The 16,415-nt window shown below is 40.0% G+C and carries 9 protein-coding genes; 7 read left to right on the top strand and 2 right to left on the bottom strand.

Going from position 1 to position 16,415, the window contains the following annotated elements:
- The 3 genes from J8M00_RS09160 (at position 1) to J8M00_RS09150 (ending at position 4,910) form a co-directional block, all read left to right on the top strand.
- Positions 1–1,149 (top strand): 5-(carboxyamino)imidazole ribonucleotide synthase, encoded by a 1,149-nt coding sequence (locus J8M00_RS09160; protein ID WP_211009964.1) that lies wholly within the window; start codon positions 1–3, stop codon positions 1,147–1,149.
- Between the two features lie 58 nt (positions 1,150–1,207).
- A complete protein-coding gene (locus J8M00_RS09155) occupies positions 1,208–2,146 on the top strand; it encodes a YeiH family protein (RefSeq protein ID WP_211009963.1) in 939 nt (312 codons plus the stop codon).
- A gap of 280 nt (positions 2,147–2,426) precedes the next feature.
- Positions 2,427–4,910 (top strand): prolyl oligopeptidase family serine peptidase, encoded by a 2,484-nt coding sequence (locus J8M00_RS09150; RefSeq protein WP_211009962.1) that lies wholly within the window; start codon positions 2,427–2,429, stop codon positions 4,908–4,910.
- A gap of 213 nt (positions 4,911–5,123) precedes the next feature.
- Here the strand turns inward: J8M00_RS09150 and rrtA are convergent, their stop codons facing one another.
- On the bottom strand, positions 5,124–5,720 hold the full coding sequence (rrtA, locus tag J8M00_RS09145) for a rhombosortase (protein WP_211009961.1): 597 nt from the start codon (positions 5,718–5,720) through the stop codon (positions 5,124–5,126).
- Positions 5,721–5,810: 90 nt separating this feature from the next.
- Here rrtA and ggt point away from each other — a divergent pair, with 90 nt between their 5' ends.
- The 4 genes from ggt to J8M00_RS09125 all read left to right on the top strand — a co-directional run bounded on the left by ggt (position 5,811) and on the right by J8M00_RS09125 (position 11,919).
- Positions 5,811–7,574, top strand: coding sequence for a gamma-glutamyltransferase (ggt, locus tag J8M00_RS09140; RefSeq protein ID WP_211010369.1), 1,764 nt, complete (start codon positions 5,811–5,813; stop codon positions 7,572–7,574).
- Positions 7,575–7,746: 172 nt separating this feature from the next.
- On the top strand, positions 7,747–9,441 hold the full coding sequence (locus J8M00_RS09135; protein ID WP_211009960.1) for an NAD-dependent malic enzyme: 1,695 nt from the start codon (positions 7,747–7,749) through the stop codon (positions 9,439–9,441).
- Between the two features lie 342 nt (positions 9,442–9,783).
- Positions 9,784–10,602: an ABC transporter substrate-binding protein gene (locus J8M00_RS09130; RefSeq protein WP_211009959.1), complete on the top strand. Its 819-nt coding sequence runs from the start codon at positions 9,784–9,786 to the stop codon at positions 10,600–10,602.
- A 510-nt stretch (positions 10,603–11,112) separates the two neighbouring features.
- Complete coding sequence (locus J8M00_RS09125; RefSeq protein WP_211009958.1) at positions 11,113–11,919, top strand: hypothetical protein; 807 nt, start codon at positions 11,113–11,115, stop codon at positions 11,917–11,919.
- Between the two features lie 100 nt (positions 11,920–12,019).
- On the opposite strand, the gene J8M00_RS09120 is transcribed toward J8M00_RS09125, so the two are convergent.
- On the bottom strand, positions 12,020–16,201 hold the full coding sequence (locus J8M00_RS09120) for a response regulator (protein WP_432652262.1): 4,182 nt from the start codon (positions 16,199–16,201) through the stop codon (positions 12,020–12,022).
- Between the last annotated feature and the right edge of the window lie 214 nt (positions 16,202–16,415).

Genomic DNA, 16,415 nt, shown 5'->3' with positions numbered 1-16,415 from the left:
ATGAAAGTATTAGTACTAGGCGCGGGTCAGTTGGCCCGAATGATGAGTCTGGCTTCTACTCATTTGGGTATAGATGTTTTAGCTTACGATGTAAGTTCAAAACAAGTAATTAACCCAGTTACTTTTGAAGTGAAGCACACAACACTCGAGCAGGAAGTAGAGCTGGCGTATGCGATTACCGCAGAATTTGAGCATATTCCTGAAGACGTACTCAATGTATGTCAACAAAGTGGTAAGTTTTACCCGGGTGCAGAGTCAATCTCTATCGGTGGTGACCGCAGTAAAGAAAAAGCACTCTTAGACAATGCTAAAGTTCCGTGTGCACCGTATGCATTGATCACAGAGAAAAGTGCTTTTATTGAAGCTATCGAAAAGCTTGGCCTGCCACTTGTGATTAAAACGTGTCAGGCGGGCTATGATGGTAAAGGCCAATGGCGCCTGAAATCAGCTGAAGACGCAGAGCAGGTATGGTCTGAGATGAAAGGCTTTCTTGATACCGGCACTGAGGCTGCACCACACTCAATCATTGCTGAAAAAATGATCCCATTTGATAGAGAAGTTTCTATCATAGGTGTGCGTGATAAAGATGGACAATGCAAAGTGTATCCATTAACTGAGAACCAGCACACAAATGGCGTTCTGACCTTATCTATTGCTGGAAAAGAAAAGGCAGCGATACAAGTTCAAGCAGAAGCTGCATTCGAAAATTTGGCGTCAGAGCTAAATTATGTGGGTGTATTAGCAATTGAGTTTTTCGACGTTGACGGTAAATTGCTAGTGAATGAAATAGCGCCTCGTGTTCACAACTCAGGACATTGGACACAACAAGGTGCGCACACTAGCCAATTCGAAAACCATATGCGTGCTATCACAGGCTTACCGATTGGCAGTACTCAATTAGTGCGCCCGACTGCTATGGTAAATGTACTAGGGCAGCCATCAATTCCTCAAGCGGTATTGTCTGTTGCAGATTGCACGAGTCACTGGTATGGAAAAGAGGCTAAGCCGGGCCGAAAAATGGGCCATATTAATGTCTCAGCAGCTAATTTGCATCAGCTAGGTGAGCGGTTGGCAGAGCTGGCAGAAATGCTACCTGAGGAGGATTACCCAGGAGTTAGCGAAACCAGCCATGCATTAATATTAAATTAGAAAAAAGCCGAGCAATAGCTCGGCTTTTTTATGCAGCATATACGTTAGAAGTTTTTATATGATTAATATTAATCCAAATGTACTTAAGCTCTTGTTTATAGCTTGTTTCATTGTGTCAATTACCCCTCTAATTGGCTCTGCAATGGCATTGTTCATGGGGATCTCTTTTGCCCTTTTATTTGGAAACCCATTTGACTTGCAAAGTGCACAACTATCCAAGCTACTTCTCAAAGTATCTGTTATTGGTTTAGGGTTCAATGTTGATGTTATGCATGTCCTAGAAGTTGGTAGGAGTTCAATTGTATTAACGATTGTGAGTATTACTGCGATTATTGGACTTGGTGAAATATTAACTCAACTATTCCGCTTGAATAAAAATACGGGCACGTTGATCTCTTTTGGGACTGCAATTTGCGGCGGTAGTGCTATTGCTGCGATGGCGCCTGTGATTAAAGCAAAGCAAGACGAGATAGCTGTAGCATTAGCAATCGTATTTTCTTTAAACGCAGTCGGTTTACTCATATTCCCGTGGCTGGGGCACTATTTTGAGCTGACCCAAAGCCAATTTGCTCTGTGGAGTGCATTAGCAATTCATGATACGAGCAGTGTCGTAGGGGCCGCGGCTGCTTATGGTCCTGCTGCATTAGCTATGGCTACAACCATTAAGCTTACGAGAGCAATGTGGATAGTGCCATATACAGCGCTGGCTGGCGTATTCTGGCGCTCAGAAGAGAAGGCGAGTATCCCTCTATTTATTGTCGGTTTTTTGCTTGCAGCAGCTATCAACACTTGGCTTCCTGAATTCAAGCCGTTGTGGCAAATTGGCTACGAGTCCGCAAAAGCTTTGCTAGTTGGTACTTTATTTTTAATTGGAGCGGGTATTTCAAAAACAGTACTTAAGCAATGTGGGTGGCAACCCTTTGTTATGGCGATAATTTTGTGGGCTATTGTAAGTTCAGTCATACTTTTATTAATTATTGACGGTTTTATTCAATAAATTTACTAAATTTTTTTGAACCTTTCGAATAAGCGCCAGTCTGAATATTTGAGGCTTGGATATGCCTCATTTCATACTCGTTGTCCATCAACGACTATGTGAGCGCAGAGAGTATTTGGCCAGTAAGCTTTACTGGCCTTTTTTTATACCTGATTGTTGCTAAATTGTGTACGCCCCCGCCACCAAGCTAAAAACTTTGGTTGTTTATCTAAAACCTGTCGAATATTGTTCTATCTTTTGATTAAATTGCGCTGATTAATAAATTAAAAGAAGAGCTCTAATGAAAAAATCCCTATTGAGCATTGCCGTTGCAGGCCTACTGCTGACTGGTTGTCAAACAACAAGCAAACATTCAAACACTGATGAAGCGACAAGCAACTCAGCTGTTGTTTCGCAAGCCGTACAAACTCCATTAGATTTTGGTAGTGAAAATATCACTCTTGAGCAAGCGATGGCAGATCCGGATTGGATTAGCCGCTCTCCAGAAAGCGCATTTTGGGGTGCAGATAGCAATACCATTTATTTCAACCAAAAGCAGGTTGGAAATCAACTCAGGGATACATTTTCAATAAATAGCCAGGGTACAGAGCAAATAGCTTTGGCTAACTTGCATGAGATTGGCAATAACAATGCTACTTATTCTGCAGATGGTAAATACCAAGCGTATACATTCCAAGGCAATATTTTTGTCAAGAACTTAGTTACTAAACAAACTAAGCAGATCACACGCTCAAGTGACAAAGAAACAATTATCCAATTTATGGTTTCTGGCGAGCTTGCGTTTCGTATTGCCGATACCTTTTTTACTGTCAATGTTGAGACAGGCTTGACCAAAGAACTTGTTAAGATAAACGAAGGCAATGCACCTCAAGGTACTCAAGAGCCAAGTACGTACATTGCCAAAGAACAACACAAGTTAATTGATTATGTAGCGCTTACACATAAAAACGCGCTAGACAAAGAAGGTCGTCAGGCACAACTAGAATCTCAAAATAAAACTATCGCTGACAAGCAAGTCTATATCGGCGAAGGAAAAAACCTAGTTGAAGCAAGTATTTCTCCAAGCGGCGACAAGCTAATTGTGGTTGTAAGTAAAGACAACGTCTTTTCTCAATCAACAAAAAAAGACATGATGCCAAATTACATCGGCCAAGATGGAAATATTGTACCAGTGCCAGCTCGAAGCCGTGTGGCGGACAATAAGCCTGTCGAAGTTGAAGTACTTTATTATGATTTAAAAGCTGATTCACACAAGTCTATTAGCTTTGATACATTACCTGGCTTTGACGAAGATGTGTTAGCAGACGTTAAAAAAGAGAATGCGGCTGCGATTGGTGAATCATACACATCTAAAAAAGAACCAAGAGCGATTAAAATGATGCGCGACTGGTATTGGTCTCAATCACCAATTCAGTGGAATAGCAATGGTGACCAAGTGGCCATGATGTTTAAAGCGTGGGATAACAAAGATCGCTGGATTGCTACATTAGATTTCGAAAACGGCGAACTTGAGCCTCAACATAGATTGCATGACACAGCATGGGTCAACTATGCATACAATGACTTTGGTTGGTTGAACAACGAAGATGCATTATTTTTCCTTTCTGAAGAAAGTGGTTATAGCCACCTATATGTAAAACCAATTGATGGTAAAGCTAAGCAAATTACGTCAGGTAAGTTTGTAGTCTCAGATCCAAAATTGACAAAAGACAATAGTAAGTTTTTCTTTAAAGCGAATGTAGAGCACCCGGGTATCTACGAAATCTATTCAGTTGATGTCAATACGAAAGAGAAATCTGCTATTACAGATTTAAATGGTATGACTGACTTTGTATTAAGCCCAGATGAGTCAAAAGTGTTACTAAAGCACTCAAAGATCATGATGCCAACTGAGCTTTATGTTGCAGATGCAAAACCGAACGCACAACCTAAACGATTGACAAATACGGTGTCGGATGAGTTCTTAAATAAGAAACTAATTGCACCTAAAATTGTTGCTGTTCCATCAAGCCATACTGATGAGCCTATCTACGCAAAAGTGTACTATCCAGCTGACTACAAGCCAGGTGAATCAGGTAAAAAACGCAAAGCTATTATCTTTAACCATGGCGCTGGTTATTTACAAAATTCGCATATGGGCTGGTCTGTGTACTTCCGTGAATTTATGTTCCATTCACTACTTGCAAGTGAAGGCTATGTGGTAATGGATATGGATTACCGCGCTTCTAAAGGGTACGGCCGAGATTGGCGTACTGCGATTTATCGCCAAATGGGGACGCCAGAAATTCAAGATTTGGCCGATGGTGTTAAATGGATGACGCAAAATGCCAATGTAGATGAAGGATCTGTAGGTACATATGGTGGCTCATACGGTGGCTTCATGACATTTATGGCTTTGTTCACTCAACCTAAGCTATTTCAAGCCGGTGCAGCGTTACGTCCGGTAACCGATTGGGCATATTACAATGACCCATACACATCAAATATTCTTAACAGACCTGATGTTGATCCAATTGCCTATAGAAGAAGTTCACCAATCTATTTTGCAGAAGGTTTAAATAAACCACTGCTTATTAATGCGCCAATGATCGATGACAACGTATTTTTCCAAGACGTTGTGAGATTGGTTCAACGTTTCATTGAGTTAGAAAAAGAAAACTTTGAAACGGCCATCTATCCAGTTGAACCTCACGGGTTTGTACAGCCTTCGGGTTGGTTGGATGAATACCGTCGTATTTATAAGTTGTTTAAAGAAAATCTTTAGAATCTAGAATTTTAGGCCAGCGTTAAGCTGGCCTTTTTTATGTTGCATGAACAAAACGTTGCGTAATTTCGCTCTGTTTATACATGACGTATTTATTGCTTAGTTTGTGTCGAAGACTAAATGTATTGAAAATGCAGATAGGGCCGGAATGTTCAGTAAGATTGCATTTGTGGATTACGGCCTGATATTCTTCAGGCCGATGTTTATAGAGTTTTAATGTTTAACTGCGAATCCCAGTTTACCTTTAATAAGTGGTAATGCTAAAACCAAACCGCCTATGGCACCAATTAAGTGGGATTCGATGGCAACACGCGAGTCAATGAGGTTACCCACATCAGTACTTGGTCCAGCATATTGTTCCCAAGCAAGTTTTCCAACTATCCCTAAGAATAAAAGAATTCCTGTTGGCTCTTTGACCTGAATATCTTTTAGCGCCCCCCAAACAATAATTCCGTGTAGCAATCCGCTTAATCCTGTGTATACTCTGATGTCGGGACAAAATAGCCAAATACCTATCCCTGTCCACAAGCCAAGAAATAAAACATGAATAAAATAGCGGCGTATTGAAGTATGCTCCGCGTGCAGTACCCATATAAATAGAATACCGACAAGATTTAGGGCCAAATGTGTCCAATTGGTATGAATATATTGACTACTCCATATCCGCCACACTTGACCTTCACTGATCAATTGGCGGTGAAACTCTAGAGCATCTCGCATATCGAATGCCATTAACACAGTAGCAATTGTTGCTAAAACAATTGGTGGGACTATATATTGGCGGCTTATTGGAAGGTTGAAACCAAACATGCTATGTCTACAATAATAAAGGTATTTTTGTATATTGTGCCTGTTAACTTTTATGATGCCAACGAAGATTGAAAAGAAATAATGAATACATTGAATTTTAAGCACTCATTAATTGCATTAATATTTGCATCTAGCTTACCCGTTGCTGCAGAACAAGCAGACCCTAAAAAGCGAGAAGCGCGCGAACCTGAGGCTGCAACCGGTTTTACAGAGAAGAAAGATAAAATCTCAGAAAAGTACATGGTGGTTGCAGCTAACCCGCATGCAAGTAAAGCTGGACAGATCATGTTACAACAAGGCGGTAGCGCAATCGATGCAGCAATCGCTGCTCAACTAGTCCTTACATTGGTGGAACCTCAATCTTCAGGTATTGGTGGCGGAGCCTTCATACTTCATTACGACAAAAGCAATGATTATCTAACAACATTCGACGGCCGTGAAACTGCCCCTAAAAAAGCAAATCATAAGTTATTTTTAGATAAAGAAGGTAAACCTGTTAGGTGGATTGAAGCTGTTGTCGGTGGCCGATCTGTTGGAGTACCTGGCATTATACATGCGATGAAACAAGCGCACGACAAATATGGGGTTTTAAAGTGGCGCCAATTATTTAAGCCAGCAATTGAGCTTGCCAACAAAGGTTTTAAGGTATCGCCACGGTTGCATATGCTCCTCAAAAAAGAGTTCAATCCCGGTTTAACAAAACTTTCCCCTGCAAAAGAGTATTTTTACCCTAATGGTAAACCCTTAGCGATTGGCACTGTTGTAAAAAATCCACAACTGGCAAAGTTGTATAAGGAAATAGCTGAGTATGGCCCAAAGGCCTTCTATGAAGGGAAATACGCCGAAGATATGGTCAAAGCTGTCCAAAACTCAAAAATTGCACCAGGCCATCTGTCTTTAACTGATTTAGAAATTTACCAGAGTAAAGAGCGTCACCCTGTTTGTACTTCTTATCACGGCTATAAAGTGTGCTCTATGGCACCGCCAAGTAGCGGTGGTTTGACGGTTTTACAAATTCTAAAATTGCTTGAGGGAAAAAAGCTAGCACAATACAAACCAAACGAACCCCAAGCGATCCACCTATTTACTCAGGCATCTCGCCTTGCCTTTGCGGATAGAAATTTTTACATTGCAGATCCAGACTTTGTAGATGTTCCGACACAAGGCTTATTAAATCCGGTTTATCTTAAATCTCGAGCCCAACTCATTGGTGAAAGAGACAATCAGAGCTTTCCTGTGGGTGATCCGTCTATGGGCAAGCTGTCCTATGCACAAGATGATAGCTATGAGTTACCTTCTACAACGCACCTTTCAATTATCGATAGAAAGGGCAATGCTGTATCTATGACAAGCTCAATTGAAATGGGTTTTGGGTCAACTGTTATGGTTAATGGCTACTTGCTGAATAATCAGTTAACTGATTTTTCTTTGTCACCAAAAATTGGTGACAAATGGGTTGCCAATAGGGTTGAGCCGAATAAACGACCTCGTAGCTCCATGGCACCTGTCATGGTATTTAACAAAGATGGTAGCTTGAAGCTTGTGGTGGGCTCACCAGGCGGCAGTCGTATTATTAATTATGTAGCTCAAACAATCATTGGAGTACTCGATTGGGGGCTAACGCCACAGCAAGCGATTAACCTTCCTCGCGTGACAAACAGAAATAAGTACACCACGCTTGAAAAAGGTACGGACTTAAAAGCGATAAAGCCTTGGCTTGAGTCAAAAGGGCACGTTGTGCGTATTTCAGATCTAAATTCTGGTATTCACGCAATAGAAATAAAAGAAGGACTTTTATTTGGTGGAGCTGACCCAAGAAGAGAGGGCGTCGCTCTTGGAGAATCTAGCGAGTAAACGTAGGATATTACAGATTATTCAGTTATAATGTACGACCCTGTTTACGGATCACTCATCCGTTTACAGGGTCGTTTTATTGGTCTGATGTGCATTAAATATATTGAAAATTTGTGTACTTAGACAATAATGATCCCTTATATCAAAAAATTAAGAGTCACAGCTTGTAAATATGACTAAACAAACCGATCCTAATTACCTCTACATCCCATATTCTGGCCCAACGTTATTAGAAACGCCCCTTCTAAACAAGGGAAGTGCATTCAGCCAGCGTGAGCGTGAAAACTTTAACCTAGCAGGTTTAGTTCCTCCTCGTTATGAAACCATTGAGGAGCAGGTAGAGCGTTGTTATCAACAGTTTTCAAGTTTTAAAGACAACCTCAACAAGCATATTTATTTACGAGCTATTCAAGATAACAATGAAACGCTTTACTACCGCTTAGTAAGAGATCACTTAGAAGAAATGATGCCTATCATCTACACTCCTACTGTTGGTGATGCATGTGAAAAGTTTTCTGATATCTATCGTAGTTCACGTGGTCTGTTTATTTCGTACGAAGACCGCCACAATATAGATGATATTTTACGTAATGCTACAAAAGGCAAGGTAAAAGTTATTGTTGTTACTGATGGTGAGCGTATTCTTGGTCTTGGAGATCAGGGCATTGGCGGAATGGGGATCCCAATTGGTAAGCTTGCGCTTTACACAGTATGTGGCGGTATTAGCCCAGCATACACGCTACCTGTCATGTTAGATGTCGGTACAAATAACGAAAAGCTGCTGAACGATCCAATGTATATGGGTGCTAGACACAAGCGTATTAGCCAAGAAGAATACGACGAGTTTTTAGATCTATTTATAAAAGCCGTAAAACGCCGTTGGCCAAATGTGTTACTACAGTTTGAAGATTTCGCACAGCCAAATGCTATGCCACTTTTAAAAAGATACCGAGATGAAATCTGTTGTTTCAATGATGACATTCAAGGTACTGCGTCTGTTACTGTGGGATCATTGTTAGCCGCTTGTCGCGTTAAAGGTTCTAAGCTATCAGAGCAGAAAGTGGTCTTTGTGGGTGCAGGCTCAGCAGGTTGTGGTATTGCAGAGCAAATCATTGCACAAATGGTTTCAGAAGGTATCTCGGATGAACAAGCTCGTAGCCAAGTATTTATGGTCGACAGATTCGGCTTACTTACTGAAGGTATGGAAGGGTTAAGAAATTTCCAAGCTGCGTTAGTGCAGTCTTCAAGTAACTTAGAAAGCTGGAACTACAGTGGTGAATTTGCATCTCTTTTGGATGTTATGCATTGTGCTCAACCTGATATTCTAATCGGTGTATCTGGACAACCAGGACTATTTACTGAGCAAGTTATAAAAGCGATGCACTCAGGTTGCTCACAACCTATTATTTTCCCTCTAAGTAATCCATCTCGCCAAGTTGAGGCGCATCCAAAAGACGTGATTGAATGGACTGAAGGTAATGCAATCGTTGCGACTGGCAGCCCGTTTGAGCCAGTAGAATTTGCAGGTAAAACACATGTTATACCGCAATGTAACAATAGCTATATCTTCCCAGGTATTGGTTTAGGTGTTTTAGCTGCGAAAGCATCTCGTATCACAGAGTCTATGCTCATGGTTGCCAGTGAAACACTTGCTGAGTCGTCTCCTTGGGCAAATACAGGTAAAGGAAGCCTCTTACCTTCATTGGTTGAAATTGAGCAACTAAGTAAGCGTATAGCTTTTGCCGTAGCCAAAAAAGCAATGGAAGAGGGTGTCACTTTAGATATGCCTGATGAGCGAATTTGGGCTGCGATAGACAAAAACTATTGGATGCCCGAATATCGAAACTACAAACGTTGTAGCATCTAGTCTAAAACGTTTTAATAAAAATATAGCGCCATAACCAAAATATTTGGTTATGGCGTTTTTTATCAAAGTAGGCCGTCAATCTCTTTTTTCAGGGTTAAAGTGCAAGTTGTTATTGAAAGAGATGACATACCCACCCGTGCACACAATCTTACAGCAAGGCCATTAAAAAGCAGCGGCAACCAACACCCGTTCAAAACAGAATTCTATTCGTTCTATTGTCTGCTTGTTATTGATTGGTTGTTTTAAGAAATCCGTTTTTTCTTCTTTACATAGAAAACTAATTTATAAAAGCTATACTCAAGAGATAACTTTTCGCAAGGACTGCATACAGTAGGAGTAGATATGCTGTCTAAATTTGCGTTTGTTGTAATTGTATTTTTGTCTTTTTTCGGCTTTGCCAACCCAATAAAAATCGAGATTGTTTCAGACTATAATCCTTCTTTTGGTGAAGCACCTGGAGATCTAGCGACCCAACTGTTGCTCATCATTACACGTAATCTAAAAAATGATATGAAAATTGATTTTGTCCCGGCGAGCAGGGAGCGCGAATGGAGAGAATTGCAAAATCAAGAAAACGTGTGTTTGTACAATAAAGTAAAAACACCACAACGAGAGGCGATGGGTGTATTTGTGTCTTTTCCTCTAATGGCGTTCCCTTCAAACAGATTGATTTTGAGGAACAAGAAATTTGTTTCAATCGAAGTTTCTCTAAAAGATGCCTTGTCCATGGGGCTGAGAATTGGTGTGACACAGGGTCGTTCGTATGGGTTAGAAATTGATGATTTTATTAAAGCTAACACGGACAGAATGTTTATAAGTGAAGGTAATGACAGTGCATTTCGATTACGACAGATGTTGGTACAAGGCAGGCTTGACGGTATTATTGAATACAGTTCAGTATTTGTGACCGATTTCCCTTCAGAGGAGGTACTTAAAGACATATCTTTTCATGCAATTGGAGATACTACCGCAACTATTTTTGGATATATTGCCTGCTCTGATTCTCGAACAGGCCGAGCAGCAGTGGACTTATTCGAAAGAACATTGCAAAAGCGAACGATTCAAGAATTGATCATTCAAGCTCATGCAAATTTATTCTTACCGCAAGAGGAAGTGTTTATTAGTAATTCACTCAAATCCGCATTTAATATTAAAAATTAGCCTTACTAAATCTAAAATATCTAACAAAAATGTGACTTGTATTCTAAATAAAGGTTATCAAATCACATTGCTTAATTATAAATGGTACTATTATTTTGCAGTGTTGTTTTAATGTGATTTAGTTCCTTAGTTATATTCCATTATGATTAATTTCAGTTCGCCACACTTTCATTAGTATTGCCTCACTATTAATTTACCATATTGAGTTCTTATTTGTTTTTTAAGTTTTTGATATGTAGGGTTTTAAGTTTTTTTCAGCCCAAGTTCTACACTTTTTGTACAGTTGTTTTTTAGTTTCACCATCCTTATATGTATTATAAACATCTTCTTTTTTATACGTGAATGACGAATTTTAATGAATTTACAAGCCCAAATTTAATCCCTAACTTATGTTGCGAGAAATACGACGGGTGCAAATAAAAAACTTTTATTGGCTCCGTTAAAAATGCTTTATTTACCTTTCATTTAGAAAGTAAGTTTTAATTCAACCAAAGTAAAAAAGGGATCAAAATGAAAATTAAACTTCTCGCTGCTGTAGTATCTTTAGTTGCAATGAACAACGCTGTCGCAAGCGTTACTGTTAATGACGTAGATGGTTATGACCGTGAGTCTAAGTATACGGGTGGATTTATGGACCGTATCGTAACTGACTCTGACCATTCTCGTACTTTTGGCGCTTGGGCATTTCGTGCTGATACATATGGTTCATGCTCAACTGGTGCTGTATATGATGAAGTTTCGGGCGAGTTCATCGCAAATGTAGCGATAGCGCCAGCTGGACACAATACTTGGCACATCGATAGAATCGTATTACAAGGCCAATTTACTGAAGCTCAGCTACAGCGTACTCGTGTTCTATCTCTAAGTTGTGAATCAGAAGCTGGAGAAAGCTTTACTGTAAATCATAAAATCCCAGCGGTACCAAAAATCACTTGGGATGCGACTTTGACTGGCGTTGGCGAATGGCAGTCTCCAGCTTGTGGCGGCCAATCTTCGCACTGTGGTGGCGCAGGTTGGTACGAGCAACTTAGCTATACGTCATCAATTCTAGTGAACAATGGAACTGAAGACGGCTTCTGTACCTCTCAAATTAACGACGGTTTAGTTTCTAAAGTATTCAATGGCTATGACTCAACACCACTATTCCACACCAATCACTATGCTTTAAATAATGAAGTATACAACTATAACGGTCGTGTATTTAGGCAAACCGTTTCTTGCCAAAACCCAGCAGGTACCACAGAGCAGGTTACTATTTGGGAAGTTACTGGTGAAAATGACATCAACCTAGTTATTGACCAAGTTAACTACAAATAATGTAGAACACTGATTTATAAATGGGCCGTCAGGCCCATTTATCGTTGTGTATGCATTTTAGTCAAATAATTTGACCGCTTCAAATGTTGGAATAGGAAATTCAGACAGAACGATTGCCGGTGTTGTTGACCCAATATTCAAGCTTCTCTATTACCTTGTCTGTTTCAATAGGTTTAGTTATGTAGTCATCCATACCTGCATCAAGGCATTTTTGTCTATCACCTTGCATAGCATTTGCAGTCATCGCAATGATAGGTATATTCGATTGTTTTGCTCCTGCATTGGCCGCCCTTATATTTTTTGTTGTTTCGTAACCGTCCATTTTAGGCATTTGACAGTCCATTAATATCACCGTATAGGGTTGTTCACTTTCCGCAGCTTTAATTTTTTCAAGTGCTTCAAGTCCATTTTCTGCAATATCGACCATCAATCCGATGCTATCTAAAATGCGCATAGCGACCATTTGATTTACTTTGTTATCCTCTACAAGCAAGATCTTGGTGTTTGCAACCCAACTTCCTTGATTGTTGCCACCTTTGTTACTTTCTTCTGTGGTCTTTGGTTTATCTAAATAATGCCTAATATCAACACAAATAGTTGACAATGCATTAAGCAGATCCTGCTTAGTGGTTGGCTTAGAAAAATAACCGTCTAGTTTTACTGTGCAAGATTCAATAGCTGTGTACTGTTCTTTTAAAAGCGTCATCATAACTAATTTAACATTGTTATTTTGCTCATGCTTTCTTATTTCTTTAGCCAGCAATTCACCATCCATACTAGGTAAAGATTTGTTAAAAAAAACAATATCAATTTGTCGCTTAGAGATTAAGCGCAGTGCTTGGTCGGCGTTGGTTGCGTCAAAAACTGTGACACCCCAAACCTCCATTTGCTTGCGAATTGCTTTGTTACTAGATGCGATAGAATCGACAAGCAAGGCTGTTATGTTGTAGCCCGATAAAGTCACTGTTGGTGGGCCTAGTTCATCACTTTTGGATACGACACAAGTTACTTCAAAGCAACTTCCAACCCCAACAGTGCTAGAGACTTTGACGTCACCATTAAGCAACTGGCATAAATTTTTAGTAATACTTAATCCAAGGCCTGTGCCGCCATACTTCCTTGTTGTGGAAGCGTCCACTTGTATAAATGAATCGAACAATGTAGTTAACTTTTCTTCGGGGATCCCAATGCCGGTATCTTGGATTTTACATGTGAAAATATAACCTTGTTTTTTTCCATCTGGCTCAAGCCTTGCGGATAGCACTATTTCGCCTTGATCGGTAAACTTGATTGCATTGCTGACTATGTTGGTAATAATTTGCCTTATTCGCCCAGGATCCGACTTTACAATTGCGCTGTCGAGATCAGCAAAATCCAAAATGATGCTCACTCCTTTTGTCTGAGCTGATAATGCCATCGACTCCGATAAATTTTCAAGTAACTGTCGAAGATCAAAATCAACATACTCTAACTCGAGTTTGTCTGCCTCTATCTTTGAAAAGTCCAATATATCGTTAATTAACGAAAGCAATGAGTGGGCACTAGTACTAGCAATATTCACGGAATGGGCTTGAGTAGAAGTTAAACCGCTCTTTTTAAGTAACTCAAGCATACCTATCACTCCGTTCATAGGCGTTCGTATTTCGTGGCTCATATTAGCGAGAAATTCAGACTTAAGACGTGTTGCTTCCTCAGCTTTCTTCAATGCTTCCTCGAGCCTTCTTGCCTGAGTTTCCAATGAAGCCGTTTTCTCGGACACTTGTTTCTCTAGCTGAACGACGAATTGTTTTTGTCTACTGATTTCTGCTTTTTGTAGTTTGGTACGTAAATATATGACTGTAAAAATACTACTGGCGACCAACAAAACATAAAGAGAATAGGCCCACCACGTTTTCCAAGGTGGGGGGGACACATGCACATTAATTGATAAAGTTTTGGAGCCCCATTCACCGTTGCTGTTGGTCGCTTTCACTTGAAATCTGTAGGTTCCACCATCTAGATTCGTAAACGACGCCGTATTTCGATTACCTATTTCTATCCAGTTGTCGTCATAACCTTCTAGTTTATACGCATATTGATTCTTATTAGGTGAAAGAAAGTCCAGCACAGAAAACTCAAAAGAGAAAATGAAGTCGAGGTATGAAACATGAATGTCTGTAACATAGGAATAGGGGGTATCTAAGTTTATTGGTAGCCCCATCTTGTTAAATCCGGTGAGTACAATACCGGGATCGCTACGAGTAGATTGTTGAACTAACGTGCTAAAATACTCTACACCACGCTGGCTGTTTGTGAATAATGTGTCACTTTTTCCTTTGATAAGGCTACTTGGGTAGTAATTTAAACCGAGCAATCCGTTTCGGCTATCGAAATTGATGACTTGCCCAGAGGAAGGAGAAAACTTAGTAACGCCTTTGTTAGTGGTTAACCACAAATTGCCTTGTCGATCATCCGATATCGCTCTTATTAGGTTGCTTGGCAATCCGTTTTGCATGTTAAAGTGAGTAAAGTTATCTTGATCTGCTTGGTATAAATTGAGCCCTTGTTGCGTGGCTACCCATATATTCCCATCTTTGGTTTCATAGATATCTTGAACAATACTGCCTAGTAAGCTGTTGGGTTGATAGGGACTGTTTACAAATGATTGAAACTCTTTTCTGTCTTCAATCCAACGGTTTACACCATTCCCGGTGCCAACCCAAATATTATTGGAATTGTCCTGATAGATCGTAAGCACTTCCAAGTGAGATAAGCCAAATGAAGTACCCATATGCTTAAAAGTCTTTTTCGCATAATCGTACAAATAGACCCCATTTTTGTACGTGCCAATCCACAGCATTCCCTGATTATCGACGCATAAAGCTCTGATCTCGCGAAATTGTTCGTGATTCTTAGCTGTTTTTGGGTAGGTAATGATTTCGCTTTTTTTGGTCTCTAAGTTAATTTTCGCTAAACCTTCATCCTGAGCCATCCATAGTGTGTTCGCTTGATCTAAATACAAAACAGGTCGCTCTAATAAGCGGTTTTCACTAAAGCCTTTTTCGGAAGTAAACACTGCGGGAATTAACATATCTAAAGTCTGAGATGTGACATCCCACTTAAACAGTTCAGATTTAGAATTTGCAACAAGAATATCTCCTTCATGGTTAACGGTAATTCCATTTGGAGTTGTTAACTCAGGGTTATCAATGGACTTAAACTTGCGGTGAGGCACAAGTTTAAAAATCCCTTGAAGTTCGTTTGTTATCCAGATTGTATTTGCATTGTCTTCGAATATAATTCGAAGTCCACTGTTGTGTTCTAAATCTAGCTGAACTAACTGCCCATCGCTCTGAGAGAGTCTAAAAGCTCCTCTGCTTGTGATAAACCAGATGTAACCTTCGTGATCTTCTATCATCGAGTTGACTTGACCGAGATGTTTGCCGTTTGTAACGCCAATCTCTGAAAATGTTCCGCTTTCATGATCTAGAATAAAAGGGCCTTGTTGGGTGCCAACATAAATGTGCCCCTTCGAGGACTTTATTACATGCCGTATTTCATTGGCGCCAGTTGGCGTGCTATTTTTAGGGTCTGGGAAATAATAGCGGTAAGTGTTATTTTCTTTGTTGTATAGATTCAGCCCATAGCTTGTTGCAATCCAAAGACTCTGTATCCCGTGATTTTCAATATCCCAAATACGATTGTGTGATAAACCCACTGAAGTATTTGTTGATTTCTTTATGTGTGCAAATTTATCGCCACCTAAATACCTACTCAAGCCATTGTCATAAGATCCTAGCCATATTGATCCATCTAAGTCGTGTAGTAATGACTGTATCCTGTTCGCAGAAATCGAATCGGGCCTTTTGGAATCATGAATAAAGTTTTCAAATTGGCCCGTTTTTGGGTCATATCTATTTGCGCCACCTCCCCAGGTACCAATCCAAATATCTCCATTTCGATCTAGCATCAAGTTACCCGCATCATTGTGGGATAAACCGTTCATAGTCTCACTATCAAATTCAAACAGTGTGACTTTTCTGCCATCATAGCGCATTACGCCATTCTCAGCTGTTCCGAACCAAAGCAACCCTTGTTGGTCTTGGATAATTGAGTAGATTTCTGAAGACACAAAGCCATCTTCAGCAGTTAGCTTTTTGACTGAATATTGATTTGACAGTACAGGAATATTCCCATAACAGATAGAAGGGGCCGCGGTTACCATCACCCAAAAGGTGTAAAATACTATAAGCCGTTTACCCATAAGCAATTTAATTAACCGGAGAGAGTTAAGTCTACTCATATTAGGCTAGTTTATATCGTGAACAATTTCTACGCACAATACTGAAAATCGTTAAAAATTAAGTGCCTAATTTGCTTGTGATACTAAGTAGGTTAGCCCGAACGAGGCACTCATAGTGCAAAAAGGCCAATTGAAATGTACTGTTCATTCAAGTATGAAATATAGTATTCAGTAATGATTAATTTTAATATGGTTCAATAAGTCCGTTACCAAC

This window comes from Pseudoalteromonas luteoviolacea, from assembly GCF_018100925.1.
Classification (GTDB): Bacteria; Pseudomonadota; Gammaproteobacteria; order Enterobacterales; family Alteromonadaceae; genus Pseudoalteromonas; species Pseudoalteromonas obscura.
This window is presented reverse-complemented; position numbering and strand designations above follow the sequence as displayed.